19 protein-coding genes and 1 pseudogene are annotated in these 21,556 nt (G+C 60.6%); 7 read left to right on the top strand and 13 right to left on the bottom strand.

The features are described from left to right. The 3 genes from ASG47_RS02685 to ASG47_RS02675 all read right to left on the bottom strand — a co-directional run bounded on the left by ASG47_RS02685 (position 1) and on the right by ASG47_RS02675 (position 3,006). Entirely contained in the window at positions 1-735 is a 735-nt protein-coding gene (locus ASG47_RS02685; protein WP_061907171.1) for an SDR family NAD(P)-dependent oxidoreductase, read from the bottom strand. Further along, complete coding sequence (gene purF / locus ASG47_RS02680) at positions 735-2,225, bottom strand: amidophosphoribosyltransferase (protein ID WP_061907170.1); 1,491 nt, start codon at positions 2,223-2,225, stop codon at positions 735-737. Before purF ends, ASG47_RS02685 begins: the two co-directional genes overlap by 1 nt. Positions 2,226-2,373: 148 nt before the next feature. Then, on the bottom strand, positions 2,374-3,006 hold the full coding sequence (locus tag ASG47_RS02675; RefSeq protein ID WP_061907169.1) for a CvpA family protein: 633 nt from the start codon (positions 3,004-3,006) through the stop codon (positions 2,374-2,376). A 589-nt stretch (positions 3,007-3,595) separates the two neighbouring features. On the opposite strand from ASG47_RS02675, the gene ASG47_RS02670 reads away from it, so the two are divergent. Further along, a complete protein-coding gene (locus tag ASG47_RS02670; protein ID WP_244487022.1) occupies positions 3,596-5,680 on the top strand; it encodes a methyl-accepting chemotaxis protein in 2,085 nt (694 codons plus the stop codon). A gap of 26 nt (positions 5,681-5,706) precedes the next feature. Then, positions 5,707-6,552 (top strand): annotated as a pseudogene (locus tag ASG47_RS20135) (CheR family methyltransferase); the annotation flags it as partial. 114 nt (positions 6,553-6,666) lie between these two features. Here the strand turns inward: ASG47_RS20135 and ASG47_RS02655 are convergent. After that, the gene (locus ASG47_RS02655) at positions 6,667-7,386 is read right to left on the bottom strand and encodes a helix-turn-helix transcriptional regulator (RefSeq protein ID WP_061907165.1); all 720 of its coding nucleotides are present in this window, start codon (positions 7,384-7,386) and stop codon (positions 6,667-6,669) included. 328 nt (positions 7,387-7,714) lie between these two features. Continuing rightward, on the bottom strand, positions 7,715-9,115 hold the full coding sequence (radA, locus tag ASG47_RS02650) for a DNA repair protein RadA (protein WP_061907164.1): 1,401 nt from the start codon (positions 9,113-9,115) through the stop codon (positions 7,715-7,717). 208 nt (positions 9,116-9,323) lie between these two features. On the opposite strand from radA, the gene ASG47_RS02645 reads away from it, so the two are divergent. Further along, complete coding sequence (locus ASG47_RS02645) at positions 9,324-9,782, top strand: hypothetical protein (RefSeq protein WP_061907163.1); 459 nt, start codon at positions 9,324-9,326, stop codon at positions 9,780-9,782. A gap of 63 nt (positions 9,783-9,845) precedes the next feature. Here the strand turns inward: ASG47_RS02645 and alr are convergent, their stop codons facing one another. The 8 genes from alr to ASG47_RS02605 all read right to left on the bottom strand — a co-directional run bounded on the left by alr (position 9,846) and on the right by ASG47_RS02605 (position 17,797). Next, positions 9,846-10,973 (bottom strand): alanine racemase, encoded by a 1,128-nt coding sequence (gene alr / locus ASG47_RS02640; protein WP_061907162.1) that lies wholly within the window; start codon positions 10,971-10,973, stop codon positions 9,846-9,848. A 2-nt stretch (positions 10,974-10,975) separates the two neighbouring features. Continuing rightward, the gene (locus ASG47_RS02635; RefSeq protein WP_061907161.1) at positions 10,976-12,460 is read right to left on the bottom strand and encodes a replicative DNA helicase; all 1,485 of its coding nucleotides are present in this window, start codon (positions 12,458-12,460) and stop codon (positions 10,976-10,978) included. Between the two features lie 144 nt (positions 12,461-12,604). Beyond that, positions 12,605-13,240, bottom strand: coding sequence for a hypothetical protein (locus ASG47_RS02630; protein WP_061907160.1), 636 nt, complete (start codon positions 13,238-13,240; stop codon positions 12,605-12,607). A gap of 102 nt (positions 13,241-13,342) precedes the next feature. After that, the gene (locus ASG47_RS02625; RefSeq protein WP_061907159.1) at positions 13,343-14,497 is read right to left on the bottom strand and encodes a hypothetical protein; all 1,155 of its coding nucleotides are present in this window, start codon (positions 14,495-14,497) and stop codon (positions 13,343-13,345) included. Positions 14,498-14,634: 137 nt separating this feature from the next. Next, a complete protein-coding gene (gene rplI, locus ASG47_RS02620; protein WP_061907158.1) occupies positions 14,635-15,201 on the bottom strand; it encodes a 50S ribosomal protein L9 in 567 nt (188 codons plus the stop codon). 220 nt (positions 15,202-15,421) lie between these two features. Next, a complete protein-coding gene (gene rpsR / locus ASG47_RS02615) occupies positions 15,422-15,676 on the bottom strand; it encodes a 30S ribosomal protein S18 (RefSeq protein ID WP_035083777.1) in 255 nt (84 codons plus the stop codon). Positions 15,677-15,694: 18 nt separating this feature from the next. Continuing rightward, on the bottom strand, positions 15,695-16,093 hold the full coding sequence (rpsF, locus tag ASG47_RS02610; RefSeq protein WP_061907157.1) for a 30S ribosomal protein S6: 399 nt from the start codon (positions 16,091-16,093) through the stop codon (positions 15,695-15,697). Between the two features lie 255 nt (positions 16,094-16,348). Continuing rightward, the gene (locus ASG47_RS02605; RefSeq protein ID WP_061907156.1) at positions 16,349-17,797 is read right to left on the bottom strand and encodes a GGDEF domain-containing protein; all 1,449 of its coding nucleotides are present in this window, start codon (positions 17,795-17,797) and stop codon (positions 16,349-16,351) included. 224 nt (positions 17,798-18,021) lie between these two features. Between ASG47_RS02605 and fabD the strand changes: the two genes are divergently transcribed. The 4 genes from fabD (at position 18,022) to fabF (ending at position 21,494) form a co-directional block, all read left to right on the top strand. Further along, on the top strand, positions 18,022-18,993 hold the full coding sequence (gene fabD / locus ASG47_RS02600) for an ACP S-malonyltransferase (RefSeq protein ID WP_061907155.1): 972 nt from the start codon (positions 18,022-18,024) through the stop codon (positions 18,991-18,993). Between the two features lie 9 nt (positions 18,994-19,002). Next, positions 19,003-19,740, top strand: coding sequence for a 3-oxoacyl-[acyl-carrier-protein] reductase (gene fabG / locus ASG47_RS02595; protein ID WP_061907154.1), 738 nt, complete (start codon positions 19,003-19,005; stop codon positions 19,738-19,740). Between the two features lie 227 nt (positions 19,741-19,967). Next, positions 19,968-20,204, top strand: coding sequence for an acyl carrier protein (locus ASG47_RS02590; RefSeq protein WP_035083768.1), 237 nt, complete (start codon positions 19,968-19,970; stop codon positions 20,202-20,204). A 27-nt stretch (positions 20,205-20,231) separates the two neighbouring features. Then, complete coding sequence (gene fabF, locus ASG47_RS02585) at positions 20,232-21,494, top strand: beta-ketoacyl-ACP synthase II (protein ID WP_061907287.1); 1,263 nt, start codon at positions 20,232-20,234, stop codon at positions 21,492-21,494. The last annotated feature ends 62 nt before the right edge of the window (positions 21,495-21,556 follow it).

The raw sequence follows: 21,556 nt of genomic DNA, 5'->3' as shown, positions 1-21,556 counted from the left end.
TCAAATGTCCTCGAACATGTCCGTCGCGACATTGAACACGCGTCCATTCTCCGTGACGCGATCGCTCAAGAGGTCGATCAGCTTTGGCGCGATGTCCGCGGGCTGCGGCAGCGTTTCGGGATCTTCTCCCGGCATCGCCTTGGCCCGCATCGCCGTGCGCACCGCGCCGGGATAGAAGATATTGGTCTTGACCTCGGTATTGCTCAACTCGCCGGCATAGGATTTGACCATGGCGTCGAGTGCCGCCTTGCTCGCGGCATAAAGGCCCCAGAAGGGGCGGGCAGACCGCGCCGAGCTCGACGAGACGAATACCGCACGCCCAGCCGTCGCCTGGCGCAACAGCAGATCGAGCGAGCGCAATAGGCGGAAGTTCGAGGTGACGTTCAGCGCCATCACCTTTTCGAATTCATCAGGCTTCAGATGCGCAACCGGGCTCAGTGTTCCAAGCATGCCAGCATTGGCAATGAGCCCATCGAGATGCCCCCAGCGTTCGAATATTGCCGCGCCGAGGCGGTCGATCGCGTCACCATCCCGCAGGTCGAATGGCACCAAAGTCGAGGAGCCGCCGACTTCCTGGATGGCATCGTCGAGTTCTTCGAGCCCACCCACGGTGCGGGCAACAGCGATTACATGCGCGCCGCGCTTGGCCGCTTCGAGCGCTGCCGAGTAGCCGATGCCACGCGAAGCGCCGGTGACCAGCACGACCTTGCCGGTCAGTTCGGTATTTTCAGTCATTAACCCGCTTCCTTGAGCAGTGAGACCTGCTTGGGATTGTTCGACGAATGACCGTGCAGATCGGTCAGGATAGTGGGGTAATCACCCGTGAAATAATGATCGGTAAATTGCGGCGCCTGCGCATTGCGCTTTTCCCCGCCCACGGCTTCATAGAGGCCGTCAATGGTCAGAAAGGCCAGCGAATCCGCGCCGATATACCGGCACATGGCGTCGATGTCATGATACTGGTTGGCCAGCAGCTTTTCCGGGTCCGGCGTATCGATCCCGTAATAGTCCGAGTGGAAGATCATCGGGCTCGCGACGCGGATATGCACTTCAGTCGCGCCGGCATCGCGGATCATCTGCACGATCTTGATCGAGGTCGTGCCACGCACGATAGAATCGTCGATCAGCACGACACGTTTGCCAGCAATCTCGGCACGATTGGCCGAGTGCTTCAGGCGCACGCCGAAGGCGCGAATTTGCTGCGTCGGCTCGATGAAGGTGCGGCCCACATAGTGGTTGCGGATAATCCCGAGCTCGAACGGAATGCCGCTCTGCTGGGCAAAGCCAATAGCCGCCGGCGTGCCGCCATCTGGCACCGGCACGACCACGTCGGCCTCGACAGGCGCTTCCTTGGCAAGATTCATGCCCGCGCGCTTCCGCGCTGTATAGACGCTGCGGCCCGAGACGACCGAGTCAGGACGGGCAAAGTACACATATTCAAAGAGGCAGGGACGCTCGGGCGTATTGCGCGCCGGCTTGCGCTCTTCGATGCTGATCGAACCGTCCGGCTGGATCTCGCAGATGATGACTTCGCCATTTTCGACGTCGCGGATATATTTTGCGCCGATGATATCGAGGGCGCAGGTTTCCGAGCAGAAGATCGGCTTGCCGTCGAGTTCGCCCATAACCAGCGGGCGGATACCCACCGGGTCGCGCGCCGCGATCAACTTGGTGCGCGTCAACGCCACCATGGCATAGCCGCCTTCCATCTGCCGGATGGCGTCGATGAAGCGGTCGGTGGTCGAGGAGTGGCGCGAGCGGGCGATCAAGTGCAGCACGACCTCGGTGTCCGAGGTCGATTGGCAGATGGCACCGGTTGCTATGATCTGCTTGCGCAGCGTCAGGCCATTGGTGAAATTGCCGTTATGCGCAATCGCAATGCCGCCGACTTCAAGTTCGGCAAACAGCGGCTGTACATTGCGCAGCGCCACTTCGCCGGTCGTCGAATAGCGCGTATGGCCGATGGACATCGTGCCAGGCAGTTTGGCGAGCACGGCCGGGTCGGTGTAGTGGTCGCCCACCAGACCCATGCGCTTTTCCTGGTAGAACTGGCGCCCGTCGAAGCTGACGATCCCCGCCGCTTCCTGGCCGCGGTGCTGCAGGGCGTGCAGCCCCAGCGCCGTCAGCGTCGAAGCATCGCTATGCCCCAAAATGCCAAACACGCCGCACTCTTCATGCAGCGTGTCGCTTTCAAGATCGAAATCGTCGTCGCTCGGGTGGGTCACCGAACTTCTCCATGAACTTTAGGCTCACCCTCCGCTGGCCTGCGGACAGTGACGGTTTCTGGTTCACGCCAATAGCGCATTTGCCTGCCTACCACCAATGACAGATTTGGGGGTTGGGCCTGATGCGGACGAGAACGCCCGCTTCAGATCAAGTCTGGGTTTCGCCGGCAACCGGAGCGTCGGTCGGGTCGACCGTGCCGTCAATGGTCGGATCGACAGGAACAGTTTCCTGCGGGGTGGTCTGGGCCTCGGGATCGGCGGTCAGATCGGCGCCACCACCCTTGATGACATCATTGACCTGCTGCTCAAGCCCTTCAGGCAGCATCGAGATCAGCGTAGTGCCCATATTCTGGAGCTGCGGCAGCGACTGCGAATTACGCGCCCATTCCGGCAGGTTGGTGCCCAGGAGCCACGTACCGAAAATCGTGATGACGATGGCGATGAGAATGCCGCGCAGCACGCCGAACACGAAGCCCAGCGTCCGGTCGATCGGCCCAATGCGGCTATCGACCACGAAATCGGCGATACGCATGGTGAGTAGGTGCAGCACGATGAGCGAGACGATGAAGCTCACCACGACGGTCGCAATATTGGCCACGATCTCTTCAGCGATATACTGCTGCGCGATATCGGGATGGTAGAGATACATATAGATGGCAATGGCGGCAGAGCCGGCCCACGTTGCCAGCGAAAGCACTTCGCGCGTCAGGCCTCGGGCGGTCGCCAGGATCGCCGAGATCAAAACCAAGACACCCACACCAACGTCGAACGCTGTCAGCATATGTTTTGCCTGTCTCCAGTTGCCGCCTTGGCCTGTTGCGGGACCATTAGCGGCTTTGTGCCCCCGTGCCAAGACCAACAGGGGCGCAAGCACGTGATCTTTCAGAGTTTCTTAACATCTGTGCTGATGCGTCAGGTTCAAATCATCGCTCGTCAACACCGCGCGCACTGTCTGACCTAAAAAAGCGGCACGATTGCAGCGACCGTAAGCGCGGCATCCATCGGCCTGGAGGCAAAGGCGGTGCTGGCCGCTTGGCGGCGGAATCGAGGATGTAGTGCTGCCAATTCACCCAATCACATAGGTCTTAGCAACTAGTTACCTGGTTGGTTTGCTTGCCTCCCCTTTTCTCGCATTTGTCATGGGCGGAATGCGCAAGGGCAGGGTGGTTTGAAGCGCCCCTCTGCCTGCTGCGCCTGCCGTGAATCGCCTCAAAAAGAGCCCCAGTGACCCTGCAGTCCCCTCGTAGGTCACTGGGGATTTTGAGCGCGCCGATATCTGCGGTTCAAATCCGGTCGCGCCGCAAACGCATGTTTTTTAAATGCCGGCGGCAGGAGCCGCCTGCAGCAGCATCAGAAAAAGAGCCTGCACAATGAGATTGACGATCAAGGCAAAGCTGGCCGCGACTTTCACCGCGGTCATGGTGCTTTCCGCCGTCGGCATGTTCTACGCCATCCAAAACCTTGGCACCCTCAACGACAAGATCGACACCATCGTCACCGGCCCCGTCGAGCGCTCGCTCTCCGTGCGCAAGGTCCAGGCTGATCTTGCGACTGCGGCGTCCAACATGCGGCAGATGATTATCTCGAGCGACGATGCCGAGATTGCTGCGATGGCGCGTTCGGTCAGCGAGATGCTGGCGGGTGCAAGCGTCACGGTCGATCAGCTCAAGGGCAGTTTCTCCGTTGCGGCCAACAACGAAACCATCGAGCAGATCTCCAATCTTCTTGGATCGTACCGCTCTGCGACTGCCGACGTTGCTGACGAGGCCAGCAAGAACAGCGATGCTCGGGCCTATGAGATGACAACCGGCGTCATTACCGAAGCCAACCGGAACCTCGAGGAAAAGCTGGGCGCCTTGTCCGATACGGCTCGCCGACGTCTGATAGCGGGTGATCCCGCTGCTGCGGACGCTTATATCGGCGTCACGCAGCTTGAGGCCTTGGTATCCAAGGCCTATCGCCAACACCGCAACCTGCTCCTGTCCGACGAGAACCCGACCGAGCAGGACAAATATCAGGCCGACTTTACCGAAACGACTGCCAAGGCCAGCGCCGAAGCCGATCGGCTAACTCGTGTGCTATCCTCTGCCGAAGCGAGGGACGCCAACGCCATCGCCTCGGAAATGCAAGCGTTCTTCGCCAGCATGCAGACCGTCAATGACATTTCGCTTCAGCGCGGCACTTATCAAGCGACCGAAGTTGCATCAAAGCTGGCAGCTCCCCTGCGTGCGGAGATAACCAAGCTCGTGGACGCCATCGTCGCCGCTAGCGTCGAAAACCTCGCCGAGGAAAATGCCGCGGCAACGACGCTCTACGAACAAAGCCGCATGTTGCTACTCGCCATCCTCGCTGGCTCCTCCATCATTGCCGCTCTTGCCGCGACCCTCATCGTCACATCGATCTCGCGATCCCTGAACACCGCGGTCCAGCTTGCCAATGATGTTGCAGGCGGCGATCTCAATGCGTCTGCCGTTACTAAGGGCAATGATGAAGTCAGCGACCTCGTAAAAGTGCTCAACGCCATGACTGGCAAGCTACGCGACGTCGTCTCGGAAGTGACGGCCGCAACCCGCAATGTTGCCTCCGGCAGCCAGGAAATGTCGGCCACCGCAGAGCAGTTGAGCCAGGGCGCGACCGAGCAGGCCTCGTCGACCGAGGAAGCCTCGGCATCGATGGAAGAAATGACGGCGACCATCAAGCAGTCGGCCGACAACGCGACGCAAACCGAACGCATCGCCCGCCAGTCCGCCGCCGATGCCCTTCTGTCGGGTCAGGCGGTCAACAACGCGGTTTCCGCCATGCAGACGATCGCGGAGAAGATCATGGTCGTGCAGGAAATCGCCCGGCAAACCGACCTTCTCGCGCTGAACGCCGCCGTCGAAGCCGCTCGTGCCGGCGAACATGGTCGCGGCTTTGCTGTGGTCGCCTCCGAAGTGCGCAAGCTCGCCGAACGCTCGCAATCCGCCGCCGCCGAAATCTCGACACTGTCGGCGACCACCGTCAAGGCGGCCCGCTCCGCCGGCGACATGCTCGAAAAGCTCGTCCCCGATATCCAGCGCACCGCCGAACTGGTGGAAGAAATCTCTGCTGGCAGCCGCGAGCAGAATGCCGGCGCATCCCAGATCAACACCGCCATTCAGCAGCTCGACAAGGTCACCCAACAGAACACCTCGGCAGCCGAGGAAATGTCTTCAACTGCCGAAGAGCTCGCGAGCCAGGCCGAGCAACTCCAGGCGGCCATCAGCTACTTCCGCGTCGATGGTGACGCCGCCCCGGCGCTACGTGTCGCGGCCGAAGCCCCGGTAAAGCGAGATCTCCGCTCCGCCGTCATGGCCTCTGCGCCGCACTTTTCAAAACCAGGCAAGTCGAGGCCACTGTCGGGCGGTTTTGACCTCGACCTTGATGACGGCAATGACAAGCTCGACGGCGATTTCATGCGCCGCGGTGCTGCCTAACCCAACCGACGGCGCCTCGATCCGAGGTGCCGTCGCCCACATGCAAAGCTAGTCCGTGGTTCGCGTTTGGCGGAGACGAACCGCCCCGGAGATATCAAGTGCATTTCGCCCAATCAGCCAGTTTCAGCCCGCAAGCGACCGTCGACCAGCTTTCACACCGGGACTTCACCCGCATAGTCGATCTCATTGGCGCCGAAATCGGCGTGCGGCTGCATTCCACCAAACAATCCATGGTCGAAGCGCGTCTGCGCCGGAGGCTGCGCGATTTGCAAATGACGAGCTTTGCCGAATGTAGCGATCTTCTCTTTCGCCGCGCAGGGCTCGAAACGGAACTGCCGCATCTCGTCAACGTCCTGACCACCAACAAGACCGACTTCTTCCGCGAGCCGCAACACTTCGACCTGCTCCGCTCAACGATCGTCAAAGACCTTCTGGCCTCGCGTCGAATGGAGCGACTACCCACCATCAAGGTCTGGAGCGCGGCCTGTTCGACTGGCGCTGAAGCCTACACGGCGGCCATGGTGCTTGCCGACATCGCCGAAAAGACCGGTGCTTTTCGCTATTCGATCCTTGGCACCGATGTCTCGACCGAAGTGCTCCAGCAAGCCCGCATCGGCATCTACCCGACCCAGCAGATCGCGCCTGTCCCGCAAGACATGCAGCTCAAATATCTGCTCTGGTCGCGCCGCGAGACTCCGCCATCGGAGGTTCGCATCGTCCCCGAATTGCGACGCCGCACCAATTTCAACTGCCTCAACCTGATGGACCAGCACTACCCGGTCGATCGGGACGTCGACGTCATCTTCCTGCGCAATGTCCTCATTTACTTCAGCAAGGAGGACCAGGCCAAGGTCATCGACAAGCTCGTGTCCCACCTGCGCCCTGGTGGCTATCTGCTCCTCGGTCATTCAAGCCGATGGTCGGCAAATGCGAAGCAGTCCGCCAGGTCGCGACGGCCACTTTCCAAAAGCTCTAGGGGCCACTGCTCAAGCGCCGCGAGCGCCCGCATTGGTAAGAAGCGCCACAGCCTGCAGTTTCGTCGCAACGCCAAGGATCTTGTAGATCCGCGCCAGGTGATAGGACACCGCCGACGTGCTGAGTTCGAGAATTGCCGCGATATCGCTATTCGACTTGCCCGCCGCAGCCCATTTCAGGATCTCGTGCTGCGTCTCGGAGAGATTGAGCGTCGCTGCCGCCGGTCCGGGATCAGCCGCCGCCTCTGCATAGGCCAGGCTATCAAGCCGCAACAGGGTTATGGTCGCGAGAATAATGACCTGCCCCACCAAGTCCTCGACCAGCGGATGTCCCGACTCCGCGCCAACCACCAGCTTGTATGGCCGTCCGTTAAAATCCGTCAGCGAGGCAAACGCACCCGTCTTGATGCCATGGGCCAGCAGCACCGAGATGAAGCTATCCTCCCGGTGACCAGCAAGGGTCATATCGTTCCAGGTAAAGCTCATGCCGGCCGGCGGAAGCTGCGCGGCAAAGCCGCTATCCACCCTCGTTTTCTCGTGAAATTTCAGCCGTACCGTTTCCGGCCAATTGCTGACCAGAACCTCGTAGCCGACCTCTGCCATGTTCATGGCGATGGAAAGATTGGACCAACTAAAGCCCAGCTCCGCCATCGAAAGCTGGAAATTGGCGAGGAGCGCCGCCTTGTCCGCGCTTTGCCGGATGCGATCGACAAGCGGGATCATCATGAACATTGGTAGGCCTAGCTTTTGGCCCGAAGCTACTCGGGCACATAGAATTTGGGGCCTCCGCTTATGGTCTGGAGTCAGACCGTTCGCAACAATAACCTAGGTTTATCTGAACTAATAAACAGGGATAATTGGCGGTTCGAAATTCCCAGATTTCCAAAGCGCTATAGATGCCTCCCCGCCACCCAAAGTCGTTCAAAAATCTGTGATCTTGAGTTCTATAGTCAACTCGCTCCGGCCTTCGCTGCAAAGTCATACGACTTCTTCGGTGTTTACGGCGGGCATCTTGCGCAGCTGAGCACTTCACCGAGTACTAGACAGCGCTGTTCTCCGCTCACCAGCCCTCTGGCTCAGCCACCGGCTTCTTCCCGTTCGCCGCAATCCGGCTGACCATTTCCGATAGCTGGGTAAATTCGTTGACCGCAAAATCTCCGGCGCGATCGACGGTGTTCATTCGTCCGGTCATCACCGACTGGAAGCCCAGCTTCTGTGCTTCGCGTAGTCTCAGCCCCGCATGCACCACTGGCCGCACGCCGCCGGCGAGCGAAATTTCCCCAAAATAGACGGCCTCCTTGGGCAAGGGCGATCCAGTCAGCGAGGAAATCAGCGCCGCCGCCACGGCCAGATCTGCGGCCGGCTCATTGATTTTTAGCCCGCCCGCGACATTGAGATAAATATCGTTCGCCCCGATGCGAACACCACAGCGCGTCTCGAGCACGGCCAGCACCATCGACAGCCGTGACGAATCCCATCCGACCACAGCACGTCGCGGCGTACCAAGCGGGGACGGGGCCACCAGCGCCTGAATTTCGATGAGGATCGGGCGCGTTCCCTCCATGCCGGCGAACACCGCCGAGCCCGCCGCGTCCTGATCGCGCTGATCGAGAAACAGCGCCGAAGGATTGGCCACCTGCTCGAGCCCGCGCTCGGTCATGGCAAAAACGCCGATCTCGTCCGTCGCGCCATAACGGTTTTTTACGCCGCGCAAAATACGGAACGTGTGGCTCGAATCCCCTTCGAAATAGAGCACGGCATCGACCATATGCTCAACGACACGTGGCCCAGCGATTTGCCCGTCCTTGGTCACGTGACCCACCAAAACGACGGCCGCGCCAGTCTTCTTCGCCAGCCGGGTCAACGCCTGGGCGGAAGTCCGCACCTGCGTTACCGTCCCCGGCGCGCTTTCGACGCGATCGGTCCAGAGCGTCTGGATGGAATCGATGATAACGAGATCCGGTGGCGGTCCGTTTTCGAGCGTCGCCAGAATGATCTCGACATTGGTCTCGGCCGCGAGCAGCACGCTGGCCTCGCCCAATCCCAGCCGCTGCGCGCGCAAACGCACCTGCGCAATCGCCTCTTCGCCCGAAACATAGATGACGCGCTTGCCGCGATTGGCCAAGGCCGCCGCCGATTGCAGCAGCAGCGTCGATTTCCCGATACCCGGGTCTCCGCCCACCAAGAGGGCTGAGCCTTTGACAAAGCCCCCGCCGGTCACCCGGTCCAGCTCGGCGATGCCGGTAACGACCCGCGCCGCCCCTTCGGTTTCGCCCGCCAGGGGCAGCAGGTTCGTTGGCCGCCCGCCCGATTTCGCTGCCTTCGGTCCCGCGCCAATCCCGCTGTCGATCAGCTCCTCGACAATGGTGTTCCACTCGCCGCAGGCATCGCACCGCCCCTGCCAACGGGTCGAAACCGCGCCACAGGCCTGGCAGACGAAATTGGATTTGAGTTTGGCCAATGGGTTACCCGACGCTGGACGATCTGTGTTTGATTTAACTCTATGTCATTCACCTGGCAAGAACAAAGCGCGAACTACGTATGCTACTCGGGGGCAGGCCGTTGACAAATGCCTGGTCCATTTTCGATCATGTCTTGCGGCAAGGGGGATGCAAAGTGCTGGTGCGCAAGTTTCAAATTCCAGGCGGAGAGCCTATCGCACAGGATGAGTGGTCCTTTGGGCCATCCGCCGAATTGGTGGCTTTCGTCCCCCGCCGCTTCATGCCCATGACGTGGTGGGTCGGCGTGTCGACGAGGTCATTCGCTATTTCGGAACCTACGGCATGGGGTCGCCTGGGTTCTTTGCGCTCGGTCTCGAACACGACTGGCTGGTAGTGTCCCTTTGGGGCGCTGCCGACTGGCTACGTCTTGAGGGGCGTTTGCTAAGCGAGATCGTAGAGGACGAACTCACATCCTTCCTTGTCGGACGCACGATCACTGCCCTCAATGTCGATAGGGCATCGATGAACATAGGCTTCGGCAACGGAACTACGCTCATCATCGATGATGACAGCAGCACACGCGTCCCATGGCCAGGCACGGGCAAGCCAAGAGCTCTCGCCCCGGATGAAGACTTGCGCGATGGCGTATTCCTCTGCCCGACTGAAGAATTGTGGACCGGTGACTGAGCGGCAGAGCCGCCAGAAGTGCACTAGCGGGTAGGAAGGTTGCAACAACCAGAAAGCTGCCGACTATTCCTGCAGATAGCCATTGCCCACATAATTGCGCGAATATCGCCCCTTGAGCGAGGTCAACATTTCATAGCCGATCGTGCCGGCAACATCTGCCTGATCGTCTACGCTGATATTGGGCCCGAATATCTCGACGCCCTCGCCGGGCTTGGGAATATCGGGCCCAAGCTCGGTGATATCGACAATGGTCAGGTCCATCGAAATCTTGCCAAGGATCGGGCAGAGTTTCCCGCGTACGAACACCTTGCCGCCCGGCCGCGTATTGTTTGACGAGAGACTGCGCTGAAATCCATCGGCATAACCATGGCCGATCACGGCCAAGCGGCTGTCGCGCGAGAGAGAATAAGCAGCGCCATAGCCGACGGTCTCGCCCGTCCGCGCTTCGCGTACCTGCAGGATTGGTGCATGCAGCGTCACGACATTGGCCATCGGGTTCTTCCGCCCAATGACGGCGCGGCCGCCATAGAGCGCAATCCCGGGTCGGACCATCTGGAAATGATAATCGCGCCCCGTCATCAGCCCTGCCGAATTGGCGAGCGAGGCGGGGATCCCCGGAAACTGGTTGAGCACCGAACTGAACAGCGCCAATTGCGTGCGGTTTTTCTCGTGGTTGGGCACATCGGCACAGGCGAGGTGGCTCATGACCATCTGCGGCGCATAGCCAAGCCGCGAAATGCGTTCACGCACCGCGACCGACTCGTTGAGCCGGAAACCCAGCCGGTTCATGCCGGTGTCGAAGTGGAAAGCGCTCGGATAGCCCTCGTTCCGCTCGACGCATTTGGCGAGCCACTCCTCGAGCATCTCCATAGAGGAGATAACCGGCATCAGGTTCTGCCGGATATAAAAGTTCGCCGCCCCCGGATAGAGCCCGTCCAGCACGAAAATATGCGCTTCGGGGAGGGAGGTGCGCACCGCACTGCCTTCGTCCGGCGTCGCGACGAAGAAGAACCGCGCGCCGGCCGCATAAAGCGCCGTTGCGGCCATTTCAATCCCGGTACCATAGGCATCGGCCTTTACCACGGCAGCCGTCAGCGCGCCCTGGCTCACCTTGTCGAGTGCGCGCCAGTTCCGGGCCAGTGCCCCCAGGTCGACAGTCAATTGGCCTCCAAGGCCAGACGTCAGCTTCATACCTATTCCATGCGTTCGGGCAGGTAGTCTGCCCTTGCGAGATTTCCAAAGCGGGTGAACTGGGCTTCAAAGCTCAGCTGCACAGTGCCGGTGGGGCCGTGGCGCTGCTTGGCAATAATGACTTCCGCCTTGCCGTGCACCTGCTCCATTTCCCCTTGCCAGGTGATGTGCTCTGGCGTGCCCTCTTTGGGTTCCTTGTTCTTCAGATAGTACTCTTCGCGGTAAACGAACATCACCACGTCGGCGTCCTGCTCGATAGAACCCGATTCGCGCAAATCTGCTAGCTGAGGATGTTTGTCGTCGCGCGCTTCGACCTGACGGGAAAGCTGGGAGAGCGCAATCACAGGCACTTCCAGTTCCTTGGCCAGCGCCTTCAGCGTCGTCGTGATTTCAGTCAGTTCCTGCACGCGGTTCTGGCTCGATGCCTTCGATGAGCCGGAAAGCAGCTGGAGATAGTCGACGATCAAGAGGTCGAGCCCCTTTTGCCGCTTCAGTCGTCGCGCGCGCGCCGCAAGCTGCGCCACCGAAATGCCGCCCGTGTCGTCGATATAGAGCGGCACCTTGCTCATCATATTGGACACATCGACCAGCTTGGAAAATTGGCTGTCGTGGATGCGGCCGCGGCGAATGTCCGACGATGAAATCTCTGCCTGTTCGGCGAGAATACGCGTCGCGAGCTGTTCCGAACTCATTTCGAGGCTGAAGAAGCCGACGACGCCGCCATCGACGGTCTTGTTGTGGCCCTCGGGCGTTACTTCACCGCGCCAGGCCTTCGCGACATTATAGGCGATATTGGTCACGAGCGAGGTCTTGCCCATGGCGGGGCGGCCAGCGATGATGATCAAGTCCGAGCGCTGCAAACCACCCATCTGCCGGTCGAGATCGTGCAGTGCCGTTGCGACGCCCGAAAGTCCGCCATCGCGCTGAAAGGCTTCGCCTGCCATGCGGATGGAGGCGCTGAGCGCGGCGCCAAAAGCCTGGAAGCCGCCATCGTAGCGGCCCTTTTCCGCAAGCTGGAACAGCTCGCCTTCGACTTTTTCGATCTGCTTGGTCGGCGTCATTTCGACTTCCGACTCATAGGCGACCGAAACCATTTCCTCGCCGACGAGGATCAGGTTGCGGCGGATCGCGAGGTCGTAGATCGCCTGGCCATAGTCGCCCGCATTGATGACCGTGGTCGCTTCCGCCGCCAGACGCGCCAGATATTGCGACATCGTCATTTCGGGCAGAAGTTGATCGGGCAGGTGGGTCTTGATGGTCGTCGGATCAGCCGATTTGCCGGCGCGGATCACCTTGCTGGTGATGTCATAGATATCGCGGTGAACCGGCTCGTAAAAATGCTCCGGCTCGAGAAAATCCGAGACGCGATAAAAGGCTTCGTTGTTGATGAGGATAGCGCCCAACAGCGCCTGCTCGGCCTCCACATTGTGGGGCGCTAAGCGAAACGACTTGTCTTCGGCCGGGTGCAGCCGCGCGATCTCAGCCATTGGTGTCCTCGGGTGTGTTAACCTTTCTAACCACGCGAGCGTAGCTAGAGTCTCAATCCACCTATCCGGCTGTTGATTAAAATCCCCTAGGATGTGAACTTTGTGAACAGTGGGGAAGATGTGCTCATTACCTATTGCACACGATCATGGCTGAGTCGGGGCGGGGGACTCGTCGGCGGCAGGGGCCGTCTCATGCTTCTTCACCTTGCCGGTGGTGAGGCCCCATGGCTTCAGCGCGGCATCGGATCCGGCCCAGTGGATACGGTCGATCCGCCAATCGCCATTATAGAGCAGCTCAGCATCCATCAGGATCGTCGCCGGCTGCCCTCCTTCGACTGTGATGAGGGCCGTCTTTTCACCCGTAGGCTCAACCAGTGCCGGCTCGGCATTTGTGAGGCTGAATGGCATCTCGCCATTGGCATCGGCGTGAAACACGAGATTGTCGAAGATCAACGCGGTGTCGTCGCCGACCTCGGCCAGCTCATCGTCCGAAAGCGTCGCATCGGACAGCAGTGAGCCCTCGACCAGACCGGTCTCGCCGACGGTGAAATAGCGGCCGGCCGTATAAGCATAATAGCTATCGACAAAGGTGCGCTTGGCTTCGGGCGACAGCATATAATAAGCGGTCACGAAATCCTTGGCGTTGAACGCGTCGATAAACGCCTTGGCCGTGCTCTGTGGCGTGTCCATCGGTAAGCGGTCGACGAAGGTCCGGCCCTCTTGCGCCATGGCCGGCACGCACAAGATGAGCGCTGTCAGCGCGGCTGCAGCAAATCGCATGGTTCTGTCCCCCAGAAGTCATGGCATTATAGGGCCAAGTGCTTGCGCGCCAAAGCTAAAACGCGCGCAACCGGCGATACCACCAATTTTGGTGGCCGCCGCTTAGATCGGCACACCCCATGGTCGCAGCTTGTCCAGCGATCCCACCCACGAAAGGCGATCCACACGCCATTGATCGTTGGGCAACTGCACCAGATGAAGCGTGATGCTGTCCGGATTGCCTGATGTCTTCACCGTTGCGATCGTCTCGGCAACCATGCCCGTGTCAGGCTCACTTGGCTCGGTGACGTGACCAACGCCTTCGATTTCAGCACCATCGAAACTGAATGGCATGACGCCCTGCCGCTCCGCTGCGGTCAACAATCGGTGCATAACCACTGCCGGATCGCGCATCGTGTCGAATGCCAAGGCGTCCGCCCGCTGGACTTGGCGAAATAGCCCCGTTCCCGGCAAATCGGCCTCGTCGAGCCCGGGCAGGAACTGCATCATCATGATGGGTCGCATCGGATCGAGCAATGCGCGCTTCGCGGCGGGGCTCATGAGCAAATGCGCCTGGTAGTAATCGCCTGCAGCGAAAGCATTGACGAACGCTTCCGCCACGTCTTCAGGCGTTTCGGTCGGCAGGGTGTCGAGGATGGTCCGTGGACCCTCGGCCCGGGTCGCGCCTTCGACGGGGGCACTCTCGCCGGCGTCCCATGGCTTGCCTTCTGCCGAACCCTCCCAGGTGATCTCGTCCACCCGCCAATCGCCCCATTCGGTCTTTTGAAGCGACAGTTTGAGCGGGCTCGGCCCCTTGCTCACGGCGACTTCGGCCATTCCGTCGGCGTCGCCTTCGGTAATCGACATCACCTCGGCATCTTCGAAGGTGAATGGCGCATGGCCCGAGACCAGTGCCCCTTGCATGAGATCGTCGAAAATCTGCGCGCCTTCGGTCAGGTCCTCCTGCAGCACCGCCGGCAGTGTGCGGTCGCCGATCACCGAGCCTTCCATTTTGAACGGGTCTGTTCCCGGCAAGAGTTTGCCGAACTGCAGCGACGCCAGCGTCTGATAGGTCCCGTCCTTGGCTTCGGGCGAAAGGTAATAATAGGCCGAGAAGAAATCCTGCGCTTCCATCGCATCGACAAAGCTCTCGACCGCTTCGGTCGCCGTTGCCTGGTTGAGACTATCGATGAAGCTGACGGTTTTGGTTTTCTGCGCGAGGGCAGGGGACGCGGCCACGAGAAGGGCGGTCAAAGTCAGGCAGGCGGTCAAGCGCATCTGGTCTTTCTCCGATCTGGTCGGATTTGACTAGAGCCGTGGCCTGTGACCGAAACGTGACGCATCAGGCCTTTACTACGCCAAAGCAAAAGGCCGGGCGTGAGCCCGGCCTTTCGAAAAGTGCAGCGTTGAAAAAACTACTCTTCGAAACGGTCGTCCGAAGCAGCGTCCTTCTGGCCAGCGGCGAAGTCGCTGTTTTCGTCGTCTTCGAAGGTGTGGACGGTAACGTCTTCACCCGAGGACTGGCGCTCGGCTTCGTCAGCCGAACGAGCAACGTTCACAGTGATCGTCACAGCAACTTCAGCGTGGAGGTTGAGCGGCACGGTGTGCACGCCGACCGACTTGATCGGGTCGGCAAGGTCGACCTGGTTGCGCTGGACGATGAAACCATCGTTGGCCAGGGCTTCCACGACGTCGCGAGCAGCAACCGAACCATAGAGCTGGCCGGTTTCGCCAGCCTGACGGATGATCACCACGGTGCGGCCATTGAGGCCTTCGGCGATACCGGCAGCAGCGTTGCGGCGCTCTTCGTTGCGCTGTTCGATGTGCGCGCGGTCGTTTTCGAAACGCTTGCGGTTGGCTTCGGTGGCGCGCAGAGCCTTGCCCTGGGGCAGGAGGAAGTTACGGGCAAAGCCGTCCTTCACAGTGACTTCGTCGCCGATGGTGCCGGTGCGACCGATACGCTCGAGCAGAATGACTTTCATTCTTTTATTCCTTTGGCTGTCCCGCCCTGTGGACGGTTAGGAGCCGCAAACCATTCGCGACCCCAGCGATTTGCCCTGCTGGTTGAGGGCACTTACGCGGAAAAGAAGCCGCAGGGACGGATGAGATAGTGGTGTTCACCGAGAACCGGAGCGGAGCGTACCTTCGTACGTGAGCACCGGAAGCGCAGGCGGACGCCGCTAGATCGCCGTCCCGGCGAGCTTATTTTACAGCGTAAGGCATGATGCCGATGAAGCGGGCCCGCTTGATCGCGCGAGCCAGTTCACGCTGCTTCTTGGCAGAAACGGCGGTGATGCGGCTTGGGACGATCTTGCCGCGCTCGGAAACGTAGCGCGAGAGCAGGCGGACGTCCTTGTAGTCGATCTTTGGCGCGCCTTCACCCGAGAACGGGCAGGTCTTGCGGCGGCGCTGGAACGGACGACGGGCCTGGGAAGTGGTGAGGTCTTTAATAGCCATGGCTATGCGTTCCTTATCTTAGAAGCGGCGCGGACGACGGTCGCCCGACGGGCCACCACGATCGCCACGGCCACCACCATCACGATCGTCGCGATCGCGCTTCTGCATCATCGCGGACGGGCCTTCTTCCAGCTCGTCGACGCGCACGGTCATGAAGCGGAGAACGTCTTCATTGATGCGCATCTGGCGTTCCATTTCGGCAACGGCAGGAGCCGAAGCGTCGATGTTGAGCAGCGTGTAGTGAGCCTTGCGGTTCTTGCGGATGCGGTAGGAGAGACCCTTGAGGCCCCAATATTCGTTCTTGGTAACCTTGCCGCCACCCTGGGACAGGATCTCGGTCAGCGCAGCGGTCAGTTCTTCAACCTGCTGCTGGGAAACGTCCTGGCGCGCCAGGAAGATGTGTTCGTAAAGGGCCATGAAGTGCGCCTTCCTTTCAGTTGTCATACAGTCCGTTGGCGCGGAGCCCCTTCGAAGCCGGGAAAGGCGTCAAAGCAGTCTTGCAAAGAGCGGGAACACGGGAGGCCGGACGTCTGACGATCCTATCTTTCCCGACGCAAAGCCTAGATAGCCTTGCAAAGGAAAAACCCTCCGTTCAGCCCCCGGCCAAACGAATTGCTGGGTGCCCTATAAGAGCAACGCGCCCTCAATGCAAGCAAATTGCCCCTTCGCGCCTCAGGCGGCGTTTTCGTCCGACCCGTCATTGCGATAGGCGACGACGCGATTGCGCCCGGCGCTCTTGGCCTCATAAAGTGCTTCGTCGGCAAGGCTCAGCATGCGCGAGAAATTGGCAGGGGTCTTGAATTCGACGAGCCCGATACTGACGCTGGTACTAAAATCCGACCCGTCATGCCGGAACGGTTCGGCGGCAATCGAAGCGCGCATGCGTTCGGCAACCCGATTGCCCTCTTCGAGGCCTGCTCCGGGCAAGAGAATCGCAAATTCCTCGCCGCCAAGCCGCCCTAGAATGTCGCCCCGGCGGATATTGGCCGTCAAAAGCTCCGACACGGTCAGCACCACCTGGTCGCCCGTGTCCTGCCCGCGCCCGTGGCTGATGGATCGGAACCGGTCGATCTCGATGGCAATGGCAATGCTGTTGGTTTCTGGCTTGAGTTGACCCAGGGAATAGTCGGCACTCTCGTAAAACTGTTTTCGCGTCAGCAGTCCGGTCAGTGCGTCATGGTCGGCGCGTTGCTTGTCTTCCTGCGCTGACCGTCGCCAGAAGGCGTTGAGCGCCACGACGGCGAGGGCGCTGAGGGTAATGGATGCAACGCCGAGCCGGAAGGATGCCAGGTCGAGCTGCGTTTCGACATGGAGATGCTCGGCATAGAGCGACACAATGCCGGTCTGAACGGACACGAGCGTCCAAACGGCGCCGATAGCCGCAAGGATAAAGCCGACCAACGACCGGACGCGCGTCACGCACCAGATCAAGCCCGGCAGATAAAACGCCGGCGCTCCCGGCCCGCCGATGATGGCCATGCCGGCAAAAGCGGCAACCAGGCAGACCAGCGAAACGCTGTGGAGCACGAACCTGCGGCGACCCGGTCCTGCTTTTTGCTTGAGCGGTCCGCGGATCATCCGCTGCGCCGCCACCAGCGGCAGGAAGATCGTCAGGTTCAGGAATTCCGTAACACTGCGCAGGAAAAAGCCCTCGAGCAGGGCGATGTCAAAGCCCGAAGGCGCGATCAGATCGCCCACGAGCCCGTGGGTTAGCGATGCGGCTAGCAAGATGCCGAACATGGTCACAAGCCCGGCCGGGTCCGTAATCGGCGTCAGTCGTGCTGAATAGCGATGAATGAGCAGCAGCCCAACGAAAATGCCGCTCGCATTTTCGATCATGAACAGCACGGCCTGCCCAAGGCTGCGCCCCATCAGCAGGGCGGCCAGCACATAGGCCAGTGCCGAGAGGATCCAGGTCACCGGCGTATTGGCGCGGCGGTTGGCAGCCAATATCCCCAGCAATATCGCGTTCGCCGGCCAAATGCCGACATCGGGCGCCACGGCCTGAAGTTGCAGCCCCGCCACGCACCATAAAAGCGTGCTGCCGGCGACCATCAAGCCAAGAATGATCTGCTTGGGGGATAGGCGCTTGGTCGATCCCACTGCGGTAGAATTGTCCATGGCGCCTCCAGATTCTCGCATTCCACAAAAGCTGCGCGGAATTCCTAGCAGCCATAAATTTGAGAAACGCGACAGAACGAATACGTGCGGATCCTGATCCGCTAAATGGCACAGAGATCACGCTTGGCCGCAATTCTCCCGCAAAAGTCCTTAAGAGAGATTGCTTGACTCAGCTAAATACACTCGGCAAACGCCACGCACTGTTCCGCAACCCCGGAGACAACATGTCCAGCATCGCTTTCACCTTCCCCGGCCAGGGTAGCCAGGCCGTAGGCATGGGCAAGGAATTGGCCGAGACCTTTCCCGAAGCCCGCGCCGTCTTTGACGAGGTGGACGCCGCTCTGGGTGAAAAGCTGTCCCAGATCATGTTCGAAGGTCCCGAGGATGTTCTGCGTCTGACCGAAAACGCTCAGCCGGCATTGATGGCGTCGAGCATTGCTGTCCTCCGCGTTCTCGAAACGCGCGGCCTCAGCTTGGCCAGGACCGCAAAATTCGTCGCCGGCCATTCGCTCGGCGAATATTCTGCCCTATGCGCCGCCGGCACATTCTCGCTGTCCGACACAGCCCGTCTCCTGCGAACCCGCGGCCAGGCCATGCAGAAGGCCGTTCCCGTCGGTCACGGCGCCATGGCTGCGCTTCTCGGGCTTGATCTCGACGCCGCCCGCGCCGTTGCCGAAGAAGCCGCGCAGGGTGAAGTCTGCCAGGTTGCCAATGACAATGCACCGGGCCAGGTCGTCGTCTCCGGCGCCGTCTCCGCCGTGGAGCGCGCTTTGGAGATTGCCAAGGGCAAAGGCGCCAAGCGCGCTCTGCTGCTGCCTGTCAGCGCTCCCTTCCATTGCTCGCTCATGCAGCCCGCCGCCGATGCCATGGCCGCTGCGCTCGCCGAAGTCGAGATGAAGTCGCCAGTCGTGCCGCTCGTCGCCAATGTGCTCGCAGCGCCCATTTCCGATCCTGCCGAAATCCGTCAACGCCTCGTTGAGCAGGTCACCGGCGTCGTCCGCTGGACCGAAACCGTCACCTGGCTTGCCGGCGAGGGTGGTGTCACCCAGCTGGTCGAACTCGGCACCGGGAAGGTTCTTTCGGGCCTTGCCAAGCGCATCGCCCCCGATGTTGCCACCCAGTCGATCTCCGGGGCCGCCGATATCGACGCCTTCCTGACTGCCGTCACCGTTTCAACCCAAGACCGCTGGACCTGAGGAATAAGAATGTTCGATTTGACCGGTAAGCGCGCTCTTGTCACTGGCGCCAGTGGCGGCATTGGCCGCGAGATCGCCAAGGCGCTGGCAGCAGCAGGCGCCACTGTGGCCCTCTCGGGCACCCGTGTGGGCGCCCTTGAAGATACTGCCAAGGAAATCGGCAAGGAATGCCCGATCCTGCCCTGCAATCTCTCCAAGCTCGACGACGTCGATAAGCTCGTCCCCGCCGCGGAAGCGGCGATGGGTGGCCTCGATATCCTCGTCAACAATGCCGGCATGACGCGCGACAATCTCTTCATGCGCATGAAGGATGAAGAGTGGGACGAGGTCATCGCGGTCAATCTCACCGCCGCCTTCCACCTCAACCGTGCGGTCCTGCGCGGAATGATGAAGCAGCGCTGGGGCCGCATCATCGGCGTTTCCTCCGTCGTCGGCGTCATGGGCAATCCGGGGCAGGGGAACTACGCTGCCTCAAAAGCTGGCCTCATCGGCATGAACAAGGCGCTCGCCCACGAAGTCGCAAGCCGCAATATCACGGTCAATTCCATCGCTCCCGGCTTCATCTCATCGGCCATGACCGATGAGCTCAACGACAAGCAGCGCGAGACGATTTTGTCGACCATTCCAGCCAATCGCCTGGGCAGCGCTCAGGAAGTTGCCGCCTGCGCCGTATTTCTTGCTAGCGACGCTGCCGGCTACATCACGGGTCACACGCTGAACGTCAACGGCGGCATGGCGATGATCTAAATCCTGGTTTCAAGGGGCCAAAACCCTTGGAAACCAAGGTTCACGCGGCTGGCAAAGCGAAATGAAACGTGTTACTCGCCGCCGCGTTAACTCTTGCCGGTTCCCTTGCGAGCGCCTGAAAGGCCGCTTACACTGAGCCCCGGCAAGTCAAAACCGAGCTTGCTGAATTGGCCTAGCGCCAATAAGAAGCGAAACGAAACGTCGATTTCTAAAAAGGGAAGTCAAATATGAGCGATGTCGCTGATCGGGTCCGCAAGATCGTTGTGGAACACCTCAATGTGGACGCCGAGAAGGTCGTTGAAAAGGCCAGCTTCATCGACGATCTGGGCGCTGACTCGCTCGATCAGGTCGAGCTGGTGATGGCTTTCGAGGAAGAATTCTCGGTCGAGATCCCGGATGACGCTGCTGAGTCGATCCAGACCTTCGGCGACGCTGTCTCCTTCCTGACCAAGGCCACCAGCTAAGCTGGCCGGGCAGGGTTAGACATGGAACTGCGTCGAGTCGTCGTCACCGGAATGGGGCTTGTCACGCCCCTTGGTTGCGGAGTTGAGGCCACCTGGGCCAATATTATCGCAGGCAAGAGTGGAGCCAAGCGTATCGACGACTTCCAGGTCGATGATATCGCCTGCCAAATCGCCCATCGGCTGCCCCTAGGGGATTATGCCGAGGGCAAATACAATCCCGACGAGTGGATGGAAACCAAGGAACAGCGCAAGGTCGACGATTTTATCGTCTACGCCATGGCCGCTGCCACCCAGGCCATCCAGGATGCGGGTGTGGAACCCAAGACTCAGGAAGAGCAGGAGCGCTCCGGCGTTCTGATCGGCTCGGGTATCGGCGGCATCGGTGGCATCTATGATGCCTCCGTCACGCTGCACGAAAAGGGCCCGCGCCGCATCAGCCCCTTCTTCATTCCCGGCCGTCTGATCAACCTGGCCTCGGGCCATGTCTCGATCCGCTTCGGCCTCAAGGGTCCGAACCATTCCGTCGTCACCGCTTGCTCGACCGGGGCGCATGCCATCGGCGATGCTGCCCGTCTGATCGCGTTCGGCGATGCCGATGTGATGGTGGCCGGTGGCGCGGAAAGCTGCGTCAATCGTTTGTCGCTGGCTGGCTTCGCTGCCGCCCGCGCGCTCTCGACCGGCTTTAACGACAACCCGACAGCCGCGTCGCGCCCCTATGATCGGGATCGCGATGGCTTCGTCATGGGCGAAGGCGCCGGCATCGTCGTGCTCGAAGACTATGAGCGCGCCAAGGCTCGCGGCGCCAAGATCTATGGCGAAATCATTGGCTATGGCCTTTCGGGCGATGCCTACCACATCACGGCGCCCGCGCCGGATGGCAATGGTGGCTTCCGCGCGATGAGCGCTGCCGTCAAGCGCGCCGGTATCTCGGCCTCCGAGATCGACTATATCAACGCCCACGGCACCTCGACGCCGCTCGGCGACGAAATCGAACTCGGCGCCGTCACCCGCGTTCTCGGGGACGCTGCCGAAGGCCGCGTCATGAGCTCGACCAAGTCGGCCATCGGTCACCTCCTCGGTGCCGCAGGTTCCGTCGAAGCCATCTTCTGCCTGCTCGCCATGCGCGACGGCATCGCGCCGCCGACGCTCAACCTCGATAATCCTTCTGTCGAAACGCCGATCAACCTTGTTCCCAAGGTGGCGCTCAAGAAGGAAATCAACGTGGCGCTCTCCAACAGCTTCGGCTTTGGCGGCACCAATGCCACGCTGGTGATGCGCAAGGTCGCCTGATTTTTTCGCATGCAAGAGGGGCACGTCGCCAGACCAGGCAACGTGCCCCTTGTTTTTATTCA

Origin of the sequence: Devosia sp. Leaf420, from assembly GCF_001425445.1 — a bacterium.
Lineage (GTDB): Bacteria > Pseudomonadota > Alphaproteobacteria > Rhizobiales > Devosiaceae > Devosia.
Note: the sequence above shows the minus strand (reverse complement) of the source record. Positions and strands in the feature narration are given on the sequence as shown.

What these genes read in the sequence shown, in the direction of transcription:
- ASG47_RS02685 (WP_061907171.1), bottom strand. Translation starts at nt 735, where the DNA reads ATGACTGAAAATACCGAACTGACCGGCAAGGTCGTGCTGGTCACCGGC.
- ASG47_RS02675 (WP_061907169.1), bottom strand. Translation starts at nt 3,006, where the DNA reads ATGCTGACAGCGTTCGACGTTGGTGTGGGTGTCTTGGTTTTGATCTCG.
- ASG47_RS02670 (WP_244487022.1), top strand. Translation starts at nt 3,596, where the DNA reads ATGAGATTGACGATCAAGGCAAAGCTGGCCGCGACTTTCACCGCGGTC.
- ASG47_RS02655 (WP_061907165.1), bottom strand. Translation starts at nt 7,386, where the DNA reads ATGTTCATGATGATCCCGCTTGTCGATCGCATCCGGCAAAGCGCGGAC.
- alr (WP_061907162.1), bottom strand. Translation starts at nt 10,973, where the DNA reads ATGAAGCTGACGTCTGGCCTTGGAGGCCAATTGACTGTCGACCTGGGG.
- ASG47_RS02635 (WP_061907161.1), bottom strand. Translation starts at nt 12,460, where the DNA reads ATGGCTGAGATCGCGCGGCTGCACCCGGCCGAAGACAAGTCGTTTCGC.
- ASG47_RS02630 (WP_061907160.1), bottom strand. Translation starts at nt 13,240, where the DNA reads ATGCGATTTGCTGCAGCCGCGCTGACAGCGCTCATCTTGTGCGTGCCG.
- ASG47_RS02625 (WP_061907159.1), bottom strand. Translation starts at nt 14,497, where the DNA reads ATGCGCTTGACCGCCTGCCTGACTTTGACCGCCCTTCTCGTGGCCGCG.
- rplI (WP_061907158.1), bottom strand. Translation starts at nt 15,201, where the DNA reads ATGAAAGTCATTCTGCTCGAGCGTATCGGTCGCACCGGCACCATCGGC.
- rpsR (WP_035083777.1), bottom strand. Translation starts at nt 15,676, where the DNA reads ATGGCTATTAAAGACCTCACCACTTCCCAGGCCCGTCGTCCGTTCCAG.
- rpsF (WP_061907157.1), bottom strand. Translation starts at nt 16,093, where the DNA reads ATGGCCCTTTACGAACACATCTTCCTGGCGCGCCAGGACGTTTCCCAG.
- ASG47_RS02605 (WP_061907156.1), bottom strand. Translation starts at nt 17,797, where the DNA reads ATGGACAATTCTACCGCAGTGGGATCGACCAAGCGCCTATCCCCCAAG.
- fabD (WP_061907155.1), top strand. Translation starts at nt 18,022, where the DNA reads ATGTCCAGCATCGCTTTCACCTTCCCCGGCCAGGGTAGCCAGGCCGTA.
- fabG (WP_061907154.1), top strand. Translation starts at nt 19,003, where the DNA reads ATGTTCGATTTGACCGGTAAGCGCGCTCTTGTCACTGGCGCCAGTGGC.
- ASG47_RS02590 (WP_035083768.1), top strand. Translation starts at nt 19,968, where the DNA reads ATGAGCGATGTCGCTGATCGGGTCCGCAAGATCGTTGTGGAACACCTC.